Below are 21,453 nucleotides of genomic sequence, written 5' to 3' on the forward strand. Positions count from 1 at the left end.
CCATTTCACCTGTGTTTTGGCGTGTTTGACGTCGTGTCCACTTGAATCGCCGCTGTTTACGCGGCTTCCCACCCGGAAGACAGCTCTATTCTGCGCAGCTCAATCTCCCCGTCCTATAGCCGTTCACAATGCTCAAATGCCGTAACGACGCGGAGATTCCTGCATCTGTGCGCCATTGACCGCAGACTTCAGGTCACAGTCTAGGTAGCTTCCCGGTAGTGCCGAGTGAGCCGGATTTGCACCATTGCAGAGATGCCCCTCCTTGGCCTTCATCAGGAGGCGAGTCGCAAATACTGTGTGCATCCCCTAAAGCCGGGGATCGACGGGCTCGCTTTCCAACGCCAAGACACCGAAGACACATTCGTGAGTAAGCCGTAATGGTTCCCTGCGGACAAAGCGTTCCAACGCCTCGATCCCCAACGCGAACTCACGGCTGGCGAGAGAGCGTTTCGCACCAACGTTCCTCGGCCGTAACCGTTCAAGGTTTTCGGGCAGCAGGTACTCGGGTCCATAGATGATGCGGAGGTACTCAGAACCCCTGCATTTGATTGCGGGCTGCGTGACTCCTCGGCGGCCTTCCGCGATAAAGTTGAGCGGCTTGACCACCATACCCTCACCCCCTCGCGAGGTCATCTCCATCCACCAAGCGACTGCATTGGCGGAGCTCCGCTCGTCCTCAAGATTGACGACGTGAAACGGCGTAGCAAGCAGGAGTTCTGTATCCGCCCCACAGAGCCTTCCGATCATCTCCATGTGCCAGGTGTGGGTTTTGTCCGTATGGACCGCCCCTTCGCTCGCGAGGATATGGAATGGAGCCAGTTTGAGATCGCCGAGGGAGTTCACCGGCCAGCAATACTGCCGGTAGGCGCGGGTGTAATGGTCAACCGCATCCAGCCGCGCAGTAGTCTGGGTCGACAGAGCTTCCAAGCCGGGGACACGCAGCATTGCCTGCGCGATTATGTCGCTCTCTGCCTTGAGGGCATGGAGGCCAGCGTTGCCCACGGGCGCATACTGCTTCTGGAGGAGTTCCTGTGCCTTTGCCGACCAGGGCATTAGCTCGCAATCGAGGCAGAGCCAGTCGGTTCCCAGTTCATCCCACAGACCCGACTCATTGACGGCTCCCAGAAGACGGATGAGGAACTGGCGCTCCAACTCGTCATTCGTAAAGAAGCGACGGCCGGTGCGGGTATACACCGTTCCCATAGAAGCCTGCACTACCCCGAAGCGTTTCTGCGATACGCTCTCGTCTTTGCACAGCACGACCACAGCACGCGAACCCATGTGCTTCTGCTCGCAGACGACAGTCGAGATGCCTTCCTTTCGGTAGAAAGCGAAGGCCTCGTCCGGGTGCTCCAGCAAGTCTTCGTGTTTGCTTGTCTCTGTGGGCGACATCGTGGGTGGAAGGTAGATGAGCCACTTGGGATCGCTCGCAAAGCGACTCATCACTTCGAGAGCCGCGATCGCATTCTCCTCCCGGATCGTGATCTTCGGCTTCAGCCTAGTGTCGATGAGGCGCTTGCCAACAACATCGGCCAGATCGAGCACGTCGTCCTGTGCGTGCTGAAGCAGACGTGGAGTCTCGGATGCTTCGGGAAGGAAGGGTCTGGCGGGCTCGTAGTAGGTCTGGTGCGCTTTGACTGAAACAATCTCGCGTTCCGGATAACGCAATGCTGTGAGCTCGCCACCGAAGACGCAGCCGGTATCGATATTGACGGTGTTATTGAGGAAGAGGGGCTCGGGCACCGGTGTGTGTCCGTAAACCACGAGAGCTTTGCCGCGATAGTCAGCAGCCCAGTTGTAGCGAACAGGCAATCTGAACTCATCCGTCTCGCCGGTGGTCTCGCCGAAGAGGGCGAACTCGCGGACGGCCCCAGAGCCACGGCCGTGCATCGCCTCCTTCAGACCAGCATGAGCGACGACCAGCTTCCCATCGTCAAAGACTAGGTGGCTGACCAGGCCGTCCAGAAACTTGGCCACTTCCACGCGGAAAGCTTCTGACTCCTGGCCGAGCTGTTCCATCGTTTCAGCCAGGCCGTAAGTCCGTTTCACATCTCGGCCACGTAACGCTCTCACAAGTTTCATGTCGTGATTGCCGGGAACGCAGAAGGCCTGTCCCGAATGAACGAGGCTTGAGACGAGACGAAGGACCTTGATGGTGCCAGGACCACGATCGACCAAGTCGCCGACGAAGACGAGCTTGCGCCCATCAGGTGAAGAGACCGAGTACGCATCATCTTGCTGATCGACCGTGTAGCTAAGCCGTCCCATAAGTTCGACAAGCTCATCGAAGCAGCCATGCACGTCGCCGACAATGTCGAAAGGCCCGTGCTCCGTCTTCTTGTTATTCCATAGCGGTTGCCGTTCGATCGTGACGGAATCAACCTCTTCAGCACTTGAGAGTTTGAAGACGTGGCGTATCCCCTCGCGTTCCAGACCGCGCAGCGAACGCCGGAGTTGCTGGGACTGGTTGCGGATGACATGCGGCCCAAACTGGCGATCCGGGCGAAGAGTGTTGCGATCCTGGCAGAGCCGCTCCGGCAGGTCAAAGACGATGGCCTCGGCGAAGAGGTGGTACTCCTTAGCTAGGGCAATGAGCGATTTGCGAGCCTCCGGCTGGACATTGGTGGCATCGACCACCGTCAGCCGTCCCCGGGCGAGCCGCTTCCGAATGATCTCGTGCAAAAGGTCGAATGCGTCGCCGGTGGCGGACTGATCGTTCTCATTGTCCGAGACGAGGGCTCGGCAGAAGTCTGAGGAGACGACCTCTGTCGGCAGGAAGTGCTTTCGTGCGAACGAAGATTTGCCGCAACCGGACGGTCCCACGAGGAGGACGAGCGAGAGCTCAGGCACACTGATCTTCATGCCGCGATCTCCTTCTGAGCGAAGACCGCCATTTGTGTTGGAGCGCCTCGTTCCGCGTCCAGTGGTCCCACCGGCTCGAAACGAACCTCGTAGCCAAAGCGCTCGGCAACTCCGTTCGACCAGCATTCGAACTCGGATCGCTTCCATTCGAAGCGGTGATCGCCGTGCCGGAACTCCCCCGCCGGGAGCGTCTCAAAGACCGCGTTGTATTCCGCGTTCGGAGTGGTCAACACCACATGCTTCGGTCGTGCGAATCCGAAGACGATGCGCTCGAAGGTGGCGAGTCGCGCCGCATCGAGGTGTTCGATGACCTCGACGATGGCGGCGGCTTCAAAGCCATTGAGACGTTGATCCCGATAGGTCAGAGACCCCTGAATCAGCTCGATCCGACCGCGCTGACGCTCTGGTAGCTCGCCAAGCCGCAGGCGTTCCTTAGCGGTCTCAAGAGATCGCCATGAGACATCCATTCCCAGAATGGATTCGAACTGCTTCTCGGCGAGGAGAAGCCGGAGCAGCTTGCCCTCGCCACAGCCGAGGTCGAGCACCCGCTTCGCCCCGGTCCCCTTGATGACGGATAAGACCGTCTGGAGGCGTTGGGCATGCAGTGAAAGTGTAGATTCCGCAGCCCCTGACTCGGCCGGTGCGTCCTCAGTCTCATCGCTCGGAGTGTCGTCTACTAACAGACGGCTCAGCGCCTCCCTCGTGAGATTCCGTTGGCGTTTGAGATATCGGGAGACGATCAGGTCCTTCTCCGGATGCCGGGGTAGCCAGCCTTCGCCTCGCGTCAGGAGTTTCTCGATTTCATCCTGAGCCACCCAGTAGTGCTTCTCATTGTCGAGGACCGGGATCAGTACATAGAGATACGTCAGCAAATCCTGAAGGCGCATCGTCGCGGAAAGTGTGAGCGCCACATAAGGGGACTCGCCCCACTCCGGGAATTTCTCATCCAGACGTGATCCCTGCAATTCGATCGTGTAACCCAGGGGCTCGAAGAGCCGCCTGACAATGTCTTCGCCGCCTCGGACTGCGATGACTGGCAGATGAGCGGTCAGAGGAATAGCCGTGTCCGCGAGTTCCTGACGCTCTTTGCTGCGCCCGCTCATTGCAGTCGCGAACATCCGGCCCATAGCCACGCTCAGAAAGGAGTTCGCGGCGTAGGGCCGATCGTTGACATATTGCTCAAGCTGGCCGCCTTCACCGGCCGGACCACGGCCTCGCACCAGAGCCACCGGGTCAATCTCGATCAGGAGGGCTGCCATGCAGCGCTCCGCAGAGGCTTCTGGATAAAACACATAACCGGTACCGAAGGAGAGCTCTTCCGTCTGGAGGCGGGCCGGATTCTTATGAAGGAGGTAGCCGAGGTCTGTAGCAGGCTGTTGAGTCGTCGAAATGGTCAAGAGCATTCAGGATGAGTATAAGTCCTGGACCAAATGGAGAATGCCCTTCGGTCTCACCGGACCGTGACGAGGGCAAGCACTACCGCGTGGTGCCGACGTTCGTGGGGGGTGATAGGTGACCCATCCTTCACTTCTTCGTGCGACCAAGAAGGAACCGGGACCGTATCCATTGTGGCCATTCGCTGGATGCCTCTCCTTGGCCCCTAGCAGCCTCTTCACGGCGTCGGCGTGATCGTCTGTCCAAAGCGTATCCGCAACCCTTGCGGAGTCAGGATCGCGGACATCAAGCTCCGCACTCTGCCGGGTAAGGAAGCCAGTCGGCGTACTTGCCGACAACCCCGTTTTACGTGGCGGTCTCAACCGGTCGATGCAACACCGGCTTGGAGTTTACTCGCAGGAGTTTCAAAGCCCAAGGTTTTTCGCGGGCGTTGATTTAAGCGCAGCGCTACTTTGTCGAGATCGGATTGAGAATAGCCGGACAAGGCGGTTTTTTTAGGGAGGTACTGTCGCAGCAGCCCGTTCGTGTTTTCGTTGGTGCCGCGCTGCCAAGGGCTCTGCGGATCACAGAAGTAGACTTTCACATTCGTGGCCACCGTGAAGCTCTTGTGTTTGGCCATCTCCAGCCCTCGGTCCCACGTCAACGAGCGCCGCAGGGACACGGGGAGCTTACGAACCTGCCGGCTCAGCGCGGCGACGACCGTCGCTGTGTCTTTGCTGGGCACTTTGACCAGGATGGTAAAACGCGAATGTCGTTCCACCAGTGTTGCGATGTGACTGTTCCTGGTGCCGCCGAGCAGATCGCCCTCCCAATGACCGGGAATGGCGCGGTCTTCAATTTCTGCAGGTCTTTCCCGAATGGAGATGGCATCGACGATCTGACCTCGGGACTGTCCGCCAGCCCGAGAGTGCCGTGAGCAGCGGATACACCGCTTGGACCGCAGGTGCTGAATCAGCTCTTTCTTTCTTCAACACTCCTCGTGCCTGGATGAATAAGCTGCGGTAAATGGTTTCGTGGGACACGCGCATGCTCTCGTTCTTGGGATACCGTATCTTCAACCATCCCGAAATCTGTTCCGGCGACCAGTCCAGGATCAGTTTACTGGCAACGATCGTCCGCAGCTTCCTGCGGGTCGCAAGAAGGCACGCAAGCTGGTGTTCGGAATCTTCGCTTCGCTTGCGGAATTCGAACGCGACCAGATCTCAGAGCGAGCCAAAGCCGGCCTGGCATCGGCCCGGGCCCGCGGTCGCAAAGGCGGTGCGCCCTTCAAGATGACGGCGGCGAAAGTACGGTTGGCCATGTCGGCCATGGGACAAAAGGAAACGAAGGTGACCGATTTGTGCAGAGAACTGGCTATTACTCGGCAAACGCGCTACCGGCATGTCGCGCCGGACGGCACGCTACGCAAGGACGGCCTTAAAGTCGTCGAAGGAGGGCGGGCACGGCATCGGCACGGAAAGAAACACTGACCTCCCGCGGCTTTACCCCGGTTTTCCGTCTAATTGCTACTCGGACCCCATCTGCCAGCTGCTCTGCTTGAAGATGCAGTCGCCCTTGGCATTGCGGCGTTCGCTCTCTTTCGGTAGGTGCGCTGCGCCCATGCCGCGACACGTTTAAGGCACGATCAGGGGGGCCGTGGAGACGGCGATGCGTCGCGCGTCAAAGCACGTGGGCAACTGGCCGTAGGGAACTTTCACCTTGGCGAAGACGTTCTCGTAAAGCGTGACCGTCGTTTTTCCACCACGTTCACACAAATGGCCGACCGCGCTGACGACGTATTCTTGCTCTCTTGAAGCATTTGATCTTTCCTGTTGAACCAATCCGATGCCGTTCTGTTTTCTCTGTTTATGAGGATCGTGTATGCGCCATACATGGCGGCGGTGAAATCCATAGGTTCGGTGCCGAAGTCCTGAAAGACCGGATCGATGTTGTCGTAGATCAAAAGAATCGAGGGAACTCCTTGTTTGGCCCCGAATTGGATCTGCTTCTTTGAGCTTTCGATTCTCCGCCGGATATGGTCGCCTAAGGTGCGCGAACTGCTGTTGATGTGCAGGTAGGCGGGGTCTTTGACCACGCCGAAATTTCCGGTCCTCCGCCAGTTCCTTTAACTCGAAGATGATCTCACTGCCACCAACAGAGACGCCGTAATCCGGCCTAGGCATGTGTCCTCGTCAATCTTTTCGAATGGTAGATTGTTGGCTGCAAGAAACCCTTCCAACAGACTTTCGGATTTGGTTTTCATGAAGACGTCCCTCGGTACGGGCTGGCTCTCATGCTAAACGACCCTCAGGCAAGCACGGTGCGAGCCAACCAACAATCTGAAATCGGCAAGGGTCCGGTTGACCGGCAAACCGGAGAGCGCCGGGCTAAACCGGCATGTTTTCTGCTGCGGGATTTCTTGAACACTCACAATCCGACGATCGGTGACCGAACCATCCGAGTTGAAGATATGGACCTATCGTCTCTCTCGGAGCCGGAGATCGAACGGCGTCTGAGAGAGCTCTAGTTGTGAGGTTTCAATAGGTTGTGCATCTGATCGAGAACTGGGAAGCTGAGTTTGTGAAGACTTGGCGACCCAGGAGACCAGATGGACTACCACCAGAATGCCCGACTGACGGTGCACAGTCGAGAGCAGTTGGCGAAGCGGGTTGTGGAGCAGAGATGCACGTGGAAGCAGGCCGCGGCCTGCTTCCACGTGAGCGCGAAGACAGCGGCCAAGTGGGTGCGCCGGTATCGTGAGTTCGGTCTGGAAGGGTTGCGGGACCGCTCCTCTCGTCCCCGGAGGCTGCGGCAGCCCACTTCCATTGAGCTGGTTGGACGTGTCGAAGTGCTGCGGCGACAGCGCTGGACAGGCCTGCGCACTGCGCAACAGACGGGGCTGAGCCGGGCGACGGTCAGCCGCATCCTGCGCAGACTGAAGCTGAACCAGATGCGCGATCTGGAGCCTCGGCCAGCGGTCGTTCGCTATGAGCATGCTTGTGCTGGCGACATGCTGCACCTGGACATCAAGAAGCTGGGGCGCATCGTGCGGCCTTCGCACCGCGTCACCGGCGATCGCCGCGACTCGGTGGGCGGCGCAGGCTGGGAGTATGTGCACGTCGCCATCGACGACCACTCGCGGATCGCCTTCTCGGCCATCTATCCAGATGAAAAGCAGGCCTCCGTACTGCATTTCCTTGAGGCGGCGCTGGCCTACTATGCACGCTTCGGCATCCGATTCCGCGCGGTGCTCACCGATAACGGCCCGGCTTATCGATCACGCCAGTTCGCCCACGCTTGCCGTGCGCTTGGCCTGAAGCATCACTTCACACGGCCTTATACGCCGCGCACCAACGGCAAAGCAGAGCGCTTCATCCAGACCGCTCTCAGAGAATGGGCCTATGCCCGCACCTATCGGAACTCAGACGAACGCAGCCAGGAGCTTCGCCCCTGGCTGCATCAGTACAACTGGCATCGCCCTCATGCTAGCCGCGGACTGTCGCCACCCGTCAGCCGATCCGCTCTAGATCGGAACAACCTGTTGAGACTCCACACCTAGCCGGGGCGGAGGGATTCGAAGACTAGCCTCCGCAATCCGCCATGTTTCTGACTTCACGGTACTTCTGTCGTAACTCGCTGACCTAAGCGATTTCCAGGAAGTCTCTGGCTTCCCCTATTGTCTATAGATTCTTCCCTGGGGAAGCAATTTCCACCAAAAGCGGTATCGCTGGTATCACCCCCTCCTTTCGCACTAGGCAGCTTGTGAGATGCAGTGTCTGGAGAAACTGTTCGTACTCAAAACCAGTCCAGCCGAGTTGGCGTTCCCAGTAGCCATAGGCCTCGAACTGATAGACCATCACGGCACGCTGTTCGCCACCATGGCCCTGAAGATCCGCCTGGCCATCGCCATCCAGATTCAATCGGCGTGCAAGAACTCGGTGGGGTACGGAGTGCTTCCAGATCGCTGTACGTACCCGCTTTCCTCGCCATTCAATTTCGCGCGGAAGACCGACATTGACGGAGATTAGTTTTGACATAAGCTCCTCGGCTTGGAGATTCGAGGAACATTCACAATCTTCTGTTTATGGATGCCGTCGCGGCTGGAATTCAAGAGAGCGTGATCTTGCTGCGCCTTGTTAAGACGCAGCAGTAGAGAACAGTGAAATGAGTCCCTCTGGAATCGTAGGATGTGCGAGGATTGCCTCGCGAAGCGAGGTGTAGGGAATCCCACCGAGCATGGCAATCTGCACACATGCCATAATCTCACCTGCACCCACACCGAGCGCTGCGAACCCGAGGATACTATCGCTGTCGCGCTCCACTAGGCACTTTACGAATCCGCGCGTTTCCATAAGGCTACGCGCCCGCAGCACGGCCCCCATTGGGACCTTGAAGAGACGATAGGCGATACCTTTATTCTTCGCATCCTTCTCGCTCATTCCAACGCGCGCGAATTCAGGATCCGTGAAGAGGCAGAACGGCACCTGCCTACCGGTAGTCACCCGGTTCCCGCCGAGTATATTGTCGCGGACCACGCGGAAGTCATCCTCGCTGATGTGCGTGAATTGCGGGCTGCCTGCGATCTCTCCCACTGCCCACACTCCCGGAGCAGTCGTCTCTAAGCGTTCGTTCACTTTGATATATCCGTTCTCTGTCAGCTCCACTCCGGTGAGTTCCAGCCCAATATCTTTCGTGTTCGGTACACGTCCAGCTGCGACCAAGAGGTGCGTACCCTCCAGCGACCTCTCCACTCCGCACTGCTCGAGAGTGACACGCACCGACTGTCCTGATACTCCAGAGATGTTTTTCACCCTGGAGTTCAGAATCAGTTCAATGCCTTCGTCCTTGAAGAGGCTCTGCAGCCTTCTGTGGTGTCATCGTCTTCGCCATGAATGACGCTATGATTGCGGTCTATGACGGTGACCTTACTGCCAAATCGGCGCATGTGCTAACTCCAGCCCGACGTATCCCCCTCCGAGAACGATCAGGTGCTCAGGCACGACCTCGAGTTCCAGGGCCTCGACGTGAGTCGACGGTTGTGCTGACGCGAGTCCAGGAATGTTCTCAATAACTGCGTGGGTCCCTGTGCCGATCACCACATCCTTGCCAGTCAGCAATCGTTTTGTTCCGTCCGGCAGCGTTGCCTCAAGTATCTTTGGTCCCACAAATTTCCCTTGTGCTATGACCAGTTCCGCTCCGCTTTGCTTGTACAGGGCGAGATGCGTGTCTATGAGCCCCTGGACCATTCTGCGTTTTCGATCTCTCACGGCAGACATATTGACGTGAAAGCTATCGATGCTGATTCCGAACTCTTCGCTGCGGCGAACATTCTGGACAACCTGCGCCGTATGAATAACATTTTTACTTGGTAGACATGCGATGTTGGGGCAGGCTCCGCCGACATACTTGCGTTCCACCACGGCGACGCGCTGTCCTTGTCCCGCGAAGGTCCACGCCAGCAGTTTCGAACCTGCGCCACTACCAAGGATGAGGAGATCGTAAACTTCGGGTTGCGCTTGAAAATCCATATGTGCGGTTCTCCTTTCGGTTTGGCGTATCTCAGCTGGTATAAAAAACGCCGGGCACTCCAAACGGACGTGGGACTTTCCCAAGATTTCGTCTGCCTTAGTTATTGGCTTTTGTTTTCGGAAAGGATGGCTTTTTTGCCGAAATAGCTGATCAGGTAAAAGGACACCCCCAGGGATATGACATCCTTGAAAAGGAACAGGCCCAAAAAGCTCATGTACCTCATCCCGTGAATCCCAGGGACGGAAATTATCGCGCCGGGCGTAGTTATGACCATAGTGCTGGTTGTAAAGAACATGGCTGATGCAATGAACCCACCTACGATACCGGCTTTAGGCCTCAAATAGCCTGCTATAAACAACAGAGCAGCAATGATCTCGGTAAGACCGATTAAATCAGAGCCGATATAAGGGCCGAATATTTTGAAGTGCCAGCTGATCAGCGGGCTGTTAGAAACCAGGGAAACTATGCCTTCGGCGCCGGGAGCAGTCATCTTGTAGGATCCGGCCCAAAGGAGCATAGCGATCATGCCGATACTGGTAATCAGGAAAGCAATATTACGATCATTCACCCATGCAGCCAACTTGGCTAAATTGCTTTTGGCTTTCTCTGAAAGGTCAGCAGAATAAACCAGGTTTGGCTTCTCTGCGTTAATTGCTTGTCCTGACACAAACCGACTCATAATCACTTCTCCTGACTGTGGTTGATGGGGTTGCGTATGGGCGCTCTGCCGATAGGCACTCTTTCAATACGCCACGGTTGCCCATCAACGTGAGCAGAACGAACCTTGTCCATCCTATGTCGATCACGGGCTCGTTTCATCATGTTCGAGTGAAAGCAACCGAAATACCAACTCAGTTCCTCTTCCTTTGTGGCAGGTTGTCGAGCTAAGTTCTTTCTGTTCTGCAGAATCGAATTGCAACGTCAAAACAAATCTCATTACTAAATGGGATTTCAACTATCAGCGGAATACCAACTGAGAAACTCATTCCTGAGATTCAACAGATACATCAACGCTTTGGGTTTTAAGTGCAAGAGTCCGGGATTTCAGTGCAGTGACAATGCAGCTAAATCCCGGAGAAGGATTGAAAACAAACAAGCGTGATTCCGAGAATTGAGTGCAGCGTGACACCAGCTATTCCGCTTGTGACTGGATAGTCTGTTCCGAGGATGCTCCCGGAGACAAGGCGACGTTCGCGCTCGATCTGCACGCCCCTGCCGGCATGGCATTTCTGGCAGTTGGTACTTTTAGACGTCGTGAGCGATAGTCATTTACGTTACCGATACGTCGATTTACCTTGTTGTGGAACGAAGGAGGAGGAGATCGACATGCTGCCAAAGCAACCGATAGCCGTTCCACAGGACGCCTTTGACACTGCCGCCGCATTACGCACTCGACTGGCGGCCGCCGCCGCAGGCCCGTACACGGTTGGCGTTGGGCTGAAGCAATCTGGCGGAGAGTTCACCGATCAGATCGCCTTGTTCGTCTACGTTCAGGAGAAAAAGCCTGCGAGTGAGGTCCCGGAAGCTGAGCTGGTACCCCCAGAGTTTGGCGGCTACGTTACGGATGTAGTGAGGGCCCGGCCGACACTCATCGATGACACGACTCGGTACGACACCTTGCGCGGAGGAATTCAGATTTCCAGAGAGTACACCCTTGCCGATGGCATCTTCCGCCCCTCGGTGGGCACGTTGGGAGCGATAGTCCGAAGTCGCGAGACCGGCGCGCCGCAGCTGCTGACCTGTGCCCACGTCGTAAGGCAGTCCGACCTGAATGTGTATCAGTCGGTTCAGCTGTTTACCTCACCTGATACAAATCAGGTCGGGACCGTCTTCGCCACGCGAAATGAGTTCTCGCCTCTATTCCTTGATTGCGCCGTCATCGATCTGAATGGTTCGCGTGACGCCGAAATGAGCGTCCAGGACATCGGGCGGGTGCAGGGCGTGTCGACGCAGCTGCCGGCCCTGGGCGAGGTTGTGAAGAAGCGCGGCCTACGGACCTTCTTGACGCATGGCTTCGTGGTCAGGTTGATCCCGTCGTCGTCTGTGCCAGCCGTCGATTACTTCGAGATCAGTGGCGGTGTTCCCTTTGTGACCTTGTTCGCTGGCAAGGGTGACTCGGGATCAGTGGTGCTGAACGCGAGCAATCAGGTGATCGGTCTGCTGTTCGCGATGCCGGATGAGGATCTCGGCCCCGGACTAGGCAGTCGCGGCCTCGCCATGCCGATTCACAATGTGCAGGAGGCGCTGCAGGTCGATATCGCCACGTGAGGTGAACCGCCGCCGCACGCTGCTGCTCGACGAGGGTCTCTTCCGGCGCCACGACGGCGCCTCCCTGATGCTGCTCGCGGGCCGGTGTCAGGTAGGGAGATGGTCGTCAATGTCGTGTCCGCTCCGCACCCCACCGGCCGGCATCTGCGCCCGAAAATCGGGTGACTGGCGAGCGAACCGGGCGGCGGCCTGAATTTGAGACAGGGACATTCGCGGTAAGCGGCAAAACCATTATCGTCGGGAATCGGATCGACATCGATGGGGTACGGAACGGTCGTTCTCGCAATGAGACCGATGCGGTCGTTGTGGTGGGCGGAGTCGGGCGCGTGCCGGTCGTTAGATTTCGCCGTGTACAACTCCTCGATTGGTACTGGCCACATCCCTAGATGTCTATAGAAGGATGCAGTCACAGAAAGGTCAAGTCAAGCTGATTTGCGATCACAGCGAAAAGATCTTTTAGAACCGGGTCGTCAATTGACGAGAACAGATGAGATGAGAAGGCCGGTCTCCAGCGGGATTAAGCTCCCAAGTTATCGACGCGCTCAAGGTGCTGGAGATAAGGAGACCGGCGATGAAGAAGCCTAACACCACGATGGTGCAACTGACACTTAACAAGCGGCATGGAACCCTGACCATTTGGTCTGGACCTTGGCTACAGGTCGAGACCTTATTGCGTGCTGGATGAGGCAGGGGACGTCCTGAGTTAGTAGTTGGAGATGTAGCCGGCAATCTCGGCGTTTTCGTGCCGACGCTCTATCGATGGATTCCAGCCTCCACTGGTCGTGAGTTGGCATCTCCGCTCTCCTCGACTCTCTTTACTCACCGCAGCAATTATCTTTATGGGCCCCAATTATGCCGGGTAGCCGGGGTGTCAACATGCGTCGGGGACGGGGACTAGCGGCGAGATGCGGAGCATGCGGGCCTGGCCGAGGCGGGCGCCGAGTGGCGTTGCTTCGGTGGGCTCCTCGAAGATTTCGGAGACTAGGGCGGTGAGGGGTTCGTCCAGCGGCAGGCCCAGCGTGAGCAGTGAGTTTGTCAGGAGGTCTGTAGGAAACAGGCCTTCGCCGTAGAGGATGGGGAGGCCGAAGTGTTCGGGGTCGTTGCCTTCGTGCGGCGCGAATAGTTGGATTTGGGCGAGCAGAATGTTGCGCCACGCCTGTCCGTCGGCCTGCCGCACGCGGGCATAGAGCAGCGCCCAGAGATCGGTCTTGGGGACTAACGGCCGGAGATTGACTCCATTGAAGACGGGCGCGGCATAAGGCGCCTGAATGCGGACTCCAGTCGCGTCGCGGGCGGCCTGGCAAACCAGCGGCGGAGCAGGATGCTGGACTCCGGCGATGCGGAGCATGGGGCCGAATCGGCTTTGTGCCGTGGACCAGCGGCTGGCGGTGTGGCCGACACGGACTTCGTAGGTGAAGAAGCCGAACAGGTCGGGCGAAGAGGGCTGCAGGTCAGGCGGAAGAGGAACGAGGTACTTTTTGGGTGCGGTGGGCGAGCCTTCGAGGGGCTGCATGGCGGAGAGGCCGCTCTCGTCACGGGGTTGGCCGGGAGTGATCAGGCGCATCCACTCGGAATCGATCGGGAGCGGAGGCTCGGCCGCGTCTGGTATGCGGGTGTCGGGGGCCAGGAGGAGAGGGTCGGGGCCGCGGGCGAGGACACGGACGAAATAGGCGTCTTCGGGGTCTAGGGGCGGCTGGTCGAACTCGAACCATAACATGCGGCGGCGCGGGTTGCTGGAGGAGTAGTCGTCGGCCGGGATGTACTCGGAGAGGGCGAGGCCTGCTGAGAGGATGCGCGGCGTCTGCGAGGGAGGCGTGGTGACGGGAAGAAGGATCGAGCGTGACACCTCGTCGCTGGCAGGGCCGTCGAAGGCGAGGCGCGCGACGTAGTCGATAGTGATTTCGGAGGGGAAGGCGGGCGCGGCGACCGCCGGAGGAACGGCGGGCAGCGGGCGTGGCTTGGGGTCGAAGGCGTCAAAGAAAAGGAGCTCGGTGACTTGGCGTACCGGTGCGTGGGCGTCGATGGTCTTGACGGTTGTGCCGGTGAGGGCTTTGGGGCCAATGACGCGGGGAAGGCGGAAGCTGGCGACGGTCTCCGTCACGTCGCCACGGCCTGCGATGCGGACGATGCGGTCTATGGCGATGCCGTCTCCTTTGAGGCCGTCCCAGGTCCAATCGCGGAGCACGTCGAATTTGACGACGTTGATCCAGCGCTGGACCAGATCGGAACCGGAGGAGAAGGTGATGGACGATCCCTCAGGCGAGAGGGTGTGCCGGAGAGCGGAGGAGCAGGCGACGACCGTGCGTTTGGCGGCGCGGCCGGAGAGAGTGAGAGCAAGGTGGTCGAGGCCGAGTTCGGCGGCCAGCCTTTCGGTGGGCGAAGGCACGCTGTTATCTGAGGGCGGCGGCTGGAAGAAGAAGGAGCGCAGGGAGGAGAAGCCCTCAGGTTCGCCGAGCAGGTCTGATTCAGCGGTGGCGGCGGCGCGAAGGTCGATGTTGATCTGCGCGCCGCGGCGCAACTTGTCTTCTGCGAAGTAGCCGGGTTTATCGCGCCCTACAGCGATCAGTTGGAGGCGGAGCGCACGTGCCGTGGGCAGCGCAAGTGGGCCTTCGTCGGGCTGGTGGCTGGCCAGAGTGATGAGGTCGTCATGGTCTTCGAACGCGAGGTCGAGGGTCATCTCCGGTCCGTCGAAGGTTCGGGTGGTTTTGTAGAGCGGAAGGTAGGGGATGAGATCGCCGTCGAGGGCCTTGAGCTGGACCTCGATTTCGACGGTGAGGACATCGGGGTCGGGTACGCTGATCTCGCGGGTGAGTTTGGGGTCGGCGGCGAGCGCGGCCAGGTCGTCTTCGAGGTCGGCGAAGGTGGCGGAGCCGGTGAAGAGGGCTTCCGGGTGGCCGAGGCGAGGCCTGGCGATGCGGAGTTGGCGCGAGTCTTGCGAGGGGCGCTGGAGGACTTCTATGTGCGCGGGAGGCTTGCGGCGCTGGAAGGTGAGACTCGCGAGGGAATTGCGATGCGGCTCGGGCAGAGAGACGCTGCTGTCCGGGCCGCCGCGCGTAAGGTCGGAGAGACGGACGCGGAACTCGTAGGTGTTGCCGTACTGAAGCCGCACGTCCTTGTCGCCGACCGGCTGAAAGACTTTCTCGCGGTTGAGCATCTGCGGCGGGGCGGCGGGGTCCGGGTTTTGGACTTCAGGGCGGGCGTGCAGGCTAGTGAGGTCGGGGTCAGTGAGCGCGAGAGAGCTTCCACGCCAGGTCGCGAAGTAGGGTGGGAGCCAGAAGGCCCCGGCCTGCTTGGGAGAGAGTTGGGCGGGAGCGACTTCGACGACGCCTTCGCCCTGGAAGCTGCCGAGAGAGAATGGGCCGAGGGTAACGTCGCCTATGCTTTCGATGCGGAGCAGGGAACTCCATGCATCGTCGCCCTGCTTGCGAACATCGACGCGAAAGCCCGCGACGCCGTTGGGGCGGTCGAACATGAGCGTACGGTCCGGATTGAGCTGTACCTGCCGATGCAGCCATTCGGCGATTTGCTCGTCGTCCCATGCGAGTTGGATGGAGTCGCCGGCGTCTGTGTTCTGGGCGCAGTGGACGAGCTTGGCGAGGCCGTCGTCGTAGGTCTGCGCTTCGCGGAAGATATCGTCGGCGATCGAGTCGTCGGGCCCGGTTGTAACGGGAAAGAGGACGGCGGCAAAGACCGGGCGAGGGACGGACAGTTTCGGGATGCGGGCGGCGTAGCGGGCGAGTATGTCGACTCCGGCGTAGTCGCTAGTGGGATGGAGATCGATGTAGAGCCAGCCGCCTTCGGCGAAGAAGGCCGGGTCAGCCGGAGTGACGGTAGCCTGGCCCATGAGGCCGAGGGCAGCGGCGAAATTGGGCTGACGCAGAGCGTAGGCCATCAGCCGGCCCCAGCTTACGTCAGAGGATGGGGCAGAGGGTTGGTCGGGTTGGTCGGTGACGCCCTGGTGCTGTGCACAGGCGAACTCGTCGGGGCTCAAGAGCAGCGGCGAATGTTGACGGTTGCCGATGAGTTGCTGATAGCTGGGTGTGATTGCCTTTCGAAAGCTGGCTTGGGTGCGGTTGGGAGCGATGGGCCGGATGGTGAAGTGGGTCGTGAGTTCGGTAAAGAGGTCTATTTTCTGGAGTGGAGGACCGTCGAGGACGAGGGGGCCGGTAGATGTCGCGTCCGCGGGCTGAGGCAGACGGGCGAGGGAGCCGATCATGTTCGCTTCGAAGACAAGATTGGCGCTCGAAAAAGAAGGCAGGCCGGGTTGGAGCGGCTGGAATGGATCGCCTTTCGGTAGGCAGAGGAAGCGCACGGTCAGCGAGGCGCCGTCCCAGGATTGCGGGAAGGTCAGCAAGCTCAGAAAACTGTTCGGACCGATGGGCATACTGATTCCTCCTTGGGTAGGGATTTTCTAGACTGGGACTTCCGCGGCAAGTACGAAAGGTGTAGCGCCGGGCACGAAAGCAAAAGCGGCGACGGGAATGTCCTGGTGGAACTGAGTTTCAAAGTCGATGTCTTCATCAAAGAAGATGGCGATGTGGACGGACGCGGCAATGCGGATCTGCGCAAAGATTGTGACGAGGAGGGGGTTCCCGTCTTTGCGAAGCATTTTGGCGAGGACTTCGGCGCTGAAGGAGAAGCCGATAAGGCCGGCGAGCAGTTTGGCCCGGGCTTCGATGCCGACCAGAACGCCGGGTTGAAGCGTTTCGGGAACCAGGCTGTAGCCGTACTTAATGGTACCTTCGACGGCGAGCAGGCCGGGAATGAGGTCGCCGCCTATGGAGATGACGATGCCGAGGGTGAGCTGGACGAGGGGGCCGCCGGTCTCGTGCAGTTCGATGCTGAAGCGGAACAGGCCGCCCGCGTAGAGCAGTGGAGGGAAGATGCCCTGCTGCACGTCTCCCTGGAACTCCATGAAAAGGAGTGCGCGATCGACTCCAGTGAGCGCGGCTTCCAGTTCGCCTTTGATGGTGAACTGGCCGTAGAACTTGCCCAGACCGATTTCGACCCGGCCATCTGGACCGTCGCCGACTCGAAACAGCAGACCCATGTGGACGACGAAGGAGGGGCTGGACCCGCTGCCCGCGGTGATGGAGACGTCAAAGTGAAACGGTAAGCCGACCATGTTCGAGAGCGAATTGAGAATGTCGGTCAGATCGCTAAGGGCTCCGGCGAAGACGAGATCGGGGGTGGCGAGCTTGGAGAGACCGCCGGCGACGGTCTCGTAGTGCGACTTGATTTGGAAAATCTGGCCGAGTGGGTCGGGCAGTTGCAGGTTCAGCAGCGAAGGCGGAGCGGAAACATTGAAAGCCGCCGGAAGAGCAGAATCGATGCCGAGGATGACTTTTTCCAGATTAGGCTGATCGACCTTGGGAACGAGGTCGTAGTCGCGTGTGAGACCCCAGCCGCCGCCTTTCATGAAGTCGGATAGCGGCTTCGCGGCGACGGTGAAGGTGTCGTTGTCGATGCGCCAATGGTCGTCGTGCGAGATGGTGAAGGAGGGCAGTTCGACCAACGGCAGGGCGAAGTTGGGGCGGGGGAATAGCCCGGTCGCTTGTACGAGCGAGTGCGGATCAGCGACGATCGGAGGCGTGTCGAAGAGCAGTTTTCCTGGCTGTCCGGGATCGATCTTTGCGGTTTTGAATAGGGCGCGGCTAGTGTCAGTCGCCATGAGCAGGGCGTACTCGATGGTGGCGTTGGTGCGACGGGTGTCGGCAGGCTCGCGGAACTTGTAGGGACCGGGGCCGTTGCGGACGAGCGGAACTCCGCGGTGGGCGTCGACGACGGCAGGCTCATGGGTGAAGCCGTCTAGGCGAACGAAGGTCCACTGGCCAGCGCGCGGAAGCTTGGGCGCCCCGACGATGGCGACGGCGAAGCCGAGTGTGTTGCCGTCGTCGAGCGCGGTGTCCGAGACGATACTGGAAATCTGGGCTTCGAGCGTTCCACCGACCCGCACGGCGCAATCGACGGGGCCCTTGATGGCGCCGACCTTGTCGAAGAGCAGCTTGAGGGTTTGCTTCCGTACTTCGTTTATCGGCGGGGGTATTTTTTTCGGCGAGTTGTTTATCTCGGAGGGCGTGAGCTGGACATACCCGGGGCGGTCGTAGATGGGGACGATGCCGCCGATGGCGCCTTCGATAGCGGCGTCGGCGTCAAAGATGACGGGCTGAACGGTGGTGGAGGGATTGAGGGTAATGATTGGGCCGACGATGCGGATGCGGCGGATGTTCTGGAAGCTGCGGACCGCTCCATTCTGGAAGGCATCGGGGCGCTTGAACTCTCCGGCGTCGATGGCGACCCAGCCGGTATCGATACGGAAGACACGGCCGGAGTTATGGCGTTCGAGGAAAATGCTGCGGATGACCCGGGCGCCGCACTCATAGAGGATGGAGCGGAACTGGATAACTTCGTAGGCGGTGCGGCCGTTGAGGACCTGGAACTCGACCTTGGTGACGGAGGCTCCGAAGGGTTCATCCACGTCCTGATGCCATTGGCTGAACGTGCTGAGGCCGTAGCCCGAGAGGTCTGCGCGTTGAAGGGGAACGCCGCGAACAAAAGCTTTGTTGAACGGTTGGAGCAATTCGCTGGGAAGGACGCTACTGACGCCGACAGGGGCGGGGGGCGCGAAGTTCGCCAACTGGCGCATCATGCCGGGCATCATGCGCGAGGGGTCGTCCGGGAAGCGCTGACGCGCGACCAGACGGATCTGGCGGGCGGAGGTGAGATCGCCGAAGGATGGTTCGTTGAGTAACGTGTCGGTAGCGGGCAGGAAGACGGGTTCCGGAAAGTGCGGGAAGGCAACGAAATCGAGCTGCGCGAAGGCGCGCAGGCCGAACGGGAGAGAGAAGAGAGCGCCAGCGGTGCTCTTTTGGCCGATGGCGCGGAGGATCTCTTCAGACACTGAGGTGGGGAGTGCGGGAACAAGTTTGACGGAGTTCGCGCCGAGCAGGGTCGGGCCGCCGTTGAATTTTGAATGTCCGAACGTGGCACCAATGTTTGGTGGCGGCTCCAACTGCACGGGCTCCCACTGCACCTGCGGCTGCATGAGCAGGCGAACACGGTTGAGCTGGACGGAGAGCAGGTTGTCGACGATCTGGGGCTGGTTGGCTCCGAGGGCTTCGATGGCCACGCCGAACAGGTGCTCGCTGCTGGAGAGATCGAGCAGGAGCAACGACTCGGTTTGCGACTGGATGTGTTTCTGGAATGCGCCGCGAACGATAATCTCATCGGCGTCGTCGAGAAGAGGGACGGTGGGCGTGGGGAACGGGACTGGGGAGTCGAGGTGGGCTGATAGGGTGGGGCTAGCGCGGTCGGCCCATGGCATGGTGACGCTGAGCGCACGGGAGACGGCGGTGTCGCGGCGCGACGTGACGATGTTGGTGGCGTAAGGGTCGGGTAGAGTCGGGACGGCAAGACCGACATCAAAGAAGACGACTGCTGTGCCGGAGTGCAGAAGCGGAGCGGTGTCGAACGTGGCGTTGAGGGCAAGCCGTCGTGGCGGGCGGACGAGAAGGTAGAGGTTTTCGAGCGCGAAGCCGGCAGAGTCGTTGAAGCCCTGGGCTTCCGGGGCTGTTGCGTGCAGCGTGAGAGAGATGCTGGTGGGCGAGGTGTACAAGCCGAAGATGTTGATGGCTGCGGCAAACTCGAAAGGCTTGCCGTCGGCCCGGCGCGGGAGATCCCACTGGTTGACGCAGGAGCCGCCGGAGACGGCTACCTCGTCTATGCCGCCGCGCTCGCTGCGGAAGTTCAGGAGATTGAGCGGCTGGGCGGCGAAGCGGAGCCGAGTGAGCGAGGTGTCCCATAGGTCCAGGTCGTAGCTTGCGCCGGACACGGGCTGGAAGGATTGGATCTCGATCTGTTCGGCGTTGCAACTGAAGGTGGCGGCGAACCAACGGAAGGGGTCGCCATCTTGTGCCGCGAGGGTCGATGTGAGGCCGTCGCCGAGCGCGAAGACCAGCGAGCCGGCGTGCGAGGCTTCTCCGAGGTCGGTTGTGGGCGTTCTACAAATAGGGAACGCCCAATGGGGGTTGTTAACCGCGGCCTCGCCGGAGAATTGGGCGACGCGGGAAAGGTTTTCGGAGATAGACCAGGAAGGCTCGGTGGCTTGCAGAGGAAACCCGATCTGGTTGCCGTCGAGGAAGGGCGCGCCCGAGGACGTGAAGTGCAGATCGGAACCGAAACCGGAGAGGGTGAGGTCTCCAGTGAACGATGTCGGGGCGCTGGCGCTGACGTGCAGTTGCGCGGGGAGCTGCAACTGGAGCGCTTCGGCGTCCGAAGCGCCGCCGGCGGCGGGCGGGGGCTGCTCGAGATCGAGCGAGAGCGTCCAGAGGGTTCCGGGCGATAGGAAAATGCCTGGCTGTGGAATCAGATCGTGATCGAATGTGAGCGTTCCGCCTGTGATACGAGCGCCGACGAAGTTCTGCGTGTCGGCGACAAAGAAGCGCGCCTGGAGCCATACGGTTCCGGCGGGAAGCTGCCATGTTCTGCGGTCCGGCGAGGGTGTGGTGCCCTGGGGAATCAACATCAGCAGGAGTACGTGCTCGGGGAAGCCGGGAGGGAGCCTGAGGGTGACGGGAATGAAGGCAGGGTTCTCAATGGCGACGAAGCGTGAGAGTTGGCCGCTCTTGTCGGAGAACGGACCGAAGCGCTCCGACCTGCGCTCGGGCGAGAATGAGAGGAACGTGCCGAAAGGCACCTCTTCCGTTAGCAGCCTGAGGTGTCTTCCGGCGGCTGTGAGGGCGGCCGCCTGGGCGGCGCCAGCCTGGATGGCTTCAACGATGATGGGATCGAGATCGCCGGGCGGGATGATGTCGGCGTTGGCGGGATTTTGGAGGATGAGGACCGCGGCCTGGGCGCGGAGGAGGTTGCGAAGCGCCTCGGGAGGCGTTCCAGGAGCGGGTGCAAGAGAGTTCAAGAGGTCAAGCAGTTGCTGAATGAACGGATTCATCGCGTGATGAACTTCCGGCGCTCGAATTCGGCTACACGACTTTCGCTCCCGAGACTGATCGAACTTTCTCGAAGAGCATCATTCATCTTCCAGCACGTTCGCAACCGGGCGATTTCCTGATGGCTCATGCTATGTCGCACCTCTTAACAAAAAGTTGAAAAACGTCACATGATGATCAGGTTAGGCGTGTCGCCGCGATGGGTCACCGTGCGAGGAGCCCTCAAAATCTTAGAGACGAACAGCTTACAGAAGGAAATGTAGGTTCCCGTAGCGCGCTATCATCTTTTCCCTGTGATTGCTATGTGAGCCCGGGGCCGACTATTGCAAAGATCAACAAACAGACCCAATGATCGCCACCTGGGCTATGTCTCGCACTGAATACCGTCCATCGTGCGGTGTTCACGCGACCCGAATTCCAACAAATCAGGCGGAATCCCATACGGCGCTTACGGTACGACGGAGGCAGATATCGT

10 protein-coding genes and 2 pseudogenes are annotated in these 21,453 nt (G+C 59.6%); 3 read left to right on the plus strand and 9 right to left on the minus strand.

Features of this window, described 5'->3' with window-relative positions:
* Positions 1-306: 306 nt before the first annotated feature.
* From BDD14_RS10865 to BDD14_RS10875, 3 genes and pseudogenes are all read right to left on the minus strand, one after another.
* Entirely contained in the window at positions 307-2,862 is a 2,556-nt protein-coding gene (locus BDD14_RS10865; protein ID WP_130418823.1) for a polynucleotide kinase-phosphatase, read from the minus strand.
* Positions 2,859-4,265, minus strand: coding sequence for a 3' terminal RNA ribose 2'-O-methyltransferase Hen1 (locus BDD14_RS10870; protein ID WP_130418824.1), 1,407 nt, complete (start codon positions 4,263-4,265; stop codon positions 2,859-2,861). Before BDD14_RS10870 ends, BDD14_RS10865 begins: the two co-directional genes overlap by 4 nt.
* Before the next feature lie 350 nt (positions 4,266-4,615).
* Positions 4,616-5,402 (minus strand): annotated as a pseudogene (locus BDD14_RS10875) (IS30 family transposase); the annotation flags it as partial.
* Between BDD14_RS10875 and BDD14_RS10880 the strand changes: the two are divergent.
* Together BDD14_RS10880 and BDD14_RS10890 are read left to right on the plus strand one after the other, a co-directional pair.
* Positions 5,328-5,726, plus strand: coding sequence for a recombinase family protein (locus BDD14_RS10880; protein WP_479724018.1), 399 nt, complete (start codon positions 5,328-5,330; stop codon positions 5,724-5,726). The pseudogene BDD14_RS10875 and the gene BDD14_RS10880 sit on opposite strands and share 75 nt — an antisense overlap.
* A gap of 1,118 nt (positions 5,727-6,844) precedes the next feature.
* The gene (locus BDD14_RS10890) at positions 6,845-7,795 is read left to right on the plus strand and encodes an IS481 family transposase (protein ID WP_130418820.1); all 951 of its coding nucleotides are present in this window, start codon (positions 6,845-6,847) and stop codon (positions 7,793-7,795) included.
* A gap of 121 nt (positions 7,796-7,916) precedes the next feature.
* Here BDD14_RS10890 and BDD14_RS32390 read toward each other — a convergent pair whose 3' ends face one another.
* The 4 genes and pseudogenes from BDD14_RS32390 to BDD14_RS10905 all read right to left on the minus strand — a co-directional run bounded on the left by BDD14_RS32390 (position 7,917) and on the right by BDD14_RS10905 (position 10,444).
* Positions 7,917-8,273, minus strand: a complete 357-nt coding sequence (locus BDD14_RS32390) for a hypothetical protein (protein ID WP_207231716.1) — start codon at positions 8,271-8,273, stop codon at positions 7,917-7,919.
* A gap of 99 nt (positions 8,274-8,372) precedes the next feature.
* Positions 8,373-8,771 carry a hypothetical protein gene (locus tag BDD14_RS33015; protein WP_341273329.1) on the minus strand — a complete coding sequence of 133 codons (399 nt, stop codon included), beginning with the start codon at positions 8,769-8,771 and terminating at the stop codon, positions 8,373-8,375.
* 27 nt (positions 8,772-8,798) lie between these two features.
* Positions 8,799-9,764, minus strand: a pseudogene (locus tag BDD14_RS10900) (FAD-dependent oxidoreductase); the annotation flags it as partial.
* A gap of 101 nt (positions 9,765-9,865) precedes the next feature.
* Entirely contained in the window at positions 9,866-10,444 is a 579-nt protein-coding gene (locus tag BDD14_RS10905) for a DUF417 family protein (RefSeq protein ID WP_130418827.1), read from the minus strand.
* A gap of 647 nt (positions 10,445-11,091) precedes the next feature.
* Between BDD14_RS10905 and BDD14_RS10910 the strand changes: the two genes are divergently transcribed.
* Complete coding sequence (locus BDD14_RS10910) at positions 11,092-12,033, plus strand: S1 family serine peptidase (RefSeq protein WP_130418828.1); 942 nt, start codon at positions 11,092-11,094, stop codon at positions 12,031-12,033.
* Between the two features lie 871 nt (positions 12,034-12,904).
* Here BDD14_RS10910 and BDD14_RS10915 read toward each other — a convergent pair.
* Both BDD14_RS10915 and BDD14_RS10920 read right to left on the minus strand, forming a co-directional pair.
* Positions 12,905-16,417 carry a hypothetical protein gene (locus tag BDD14_RS10915; protein WP_130418829.1) on the minus strand — a complete coding sequence of 1,171 codons (3,513 nt, stop codon included), beginning with the start codon at positions 16,415-16,417 and terminating at the stop codon, positions 12,905-12,907.
* 27 nt (positions 16,418-16,444) lie between these two features.
* Positions 16,445-20,980, minus strand: a complete 4,536-nt coding sequence (locus tag BDD14_RS10920; protein ID WP_130418830.1) for a hypothetical protein — start codon at positions 20,978-20,980, stop codon at positions 16,445-16,447.
* Positions 20,981-21,453 lie beyond the last annotated feature (473 nt).

Source organism: Edaphobacter modestus (assembly GCF_004217555.1).
GTDB classification, from domain to species: domain Bacteria; phylum Acidobacteriota; class Terriglobia; order Terriglobales; family Acidobacteriaceae; genus Edaphobacter; species Edaphobacter modestus.

Bases quoted from the DNA above. Each gene is read 5' to 3' on its own strand.
- BDD14_RS10865 (WP_130418823.1), bottom strand. From the start codon at position 2,862: ATGAAGATCAGTGTGCCTGAGCTCTCGCTCGTCCTCCTCGTGGGACCG.
- BDD14_RS10870 (WP_130418824.1), bottom strand. From the start codon at position 4,265: ATGCTCTTGACCATTTCGACGACTCAACAGCCTGCTACAGACCTCGGC.
- BDD14_RS10890 (WP_130418820.1), top strand. From the start codon at position 6,845: ATGGACTACCACCAGAATGCCCGACTGACGGTGCACAGTCGAGAGCAG.
- BDD14_RS32390 (WP_207231716.1), bottom strand. From the start codon at position 8,273: ATGTCAAAACTAATCTCCGTCAATGTCGGTCTTCCGCGCGAAATTGAA.
- BDD14_RS10905 (WP_130418827.1), bottom strand. From the start codon at position 10,444: ATGAGTCGGTTTGTGTCAGGACAAGCAATTAACGCAGAGAAGCCAAAC.
- BDD14_RS10910 (WP_130418828.1), top strand. From the start codon at position 11,092: ATGCTGCCAAAGCAACCGATAGCCGTTCCACAGGACGCCTTTGACACT.
- BDD14_RS10915 (WP_130418829.1), bottom strand. From the start codon at position 16,417: ATGCCCATCGGTCCGAACAGTTTTCTGAGCTTGCTGACCTTCCCGCAA.
- BDD14_RS10920 (WP_130418830.1), bottom strand. From the start codon at position 20,980: ATGAATCCGTTCATTCAGCAACTGCTTGACCTCTTGAACTCTCTTGCA.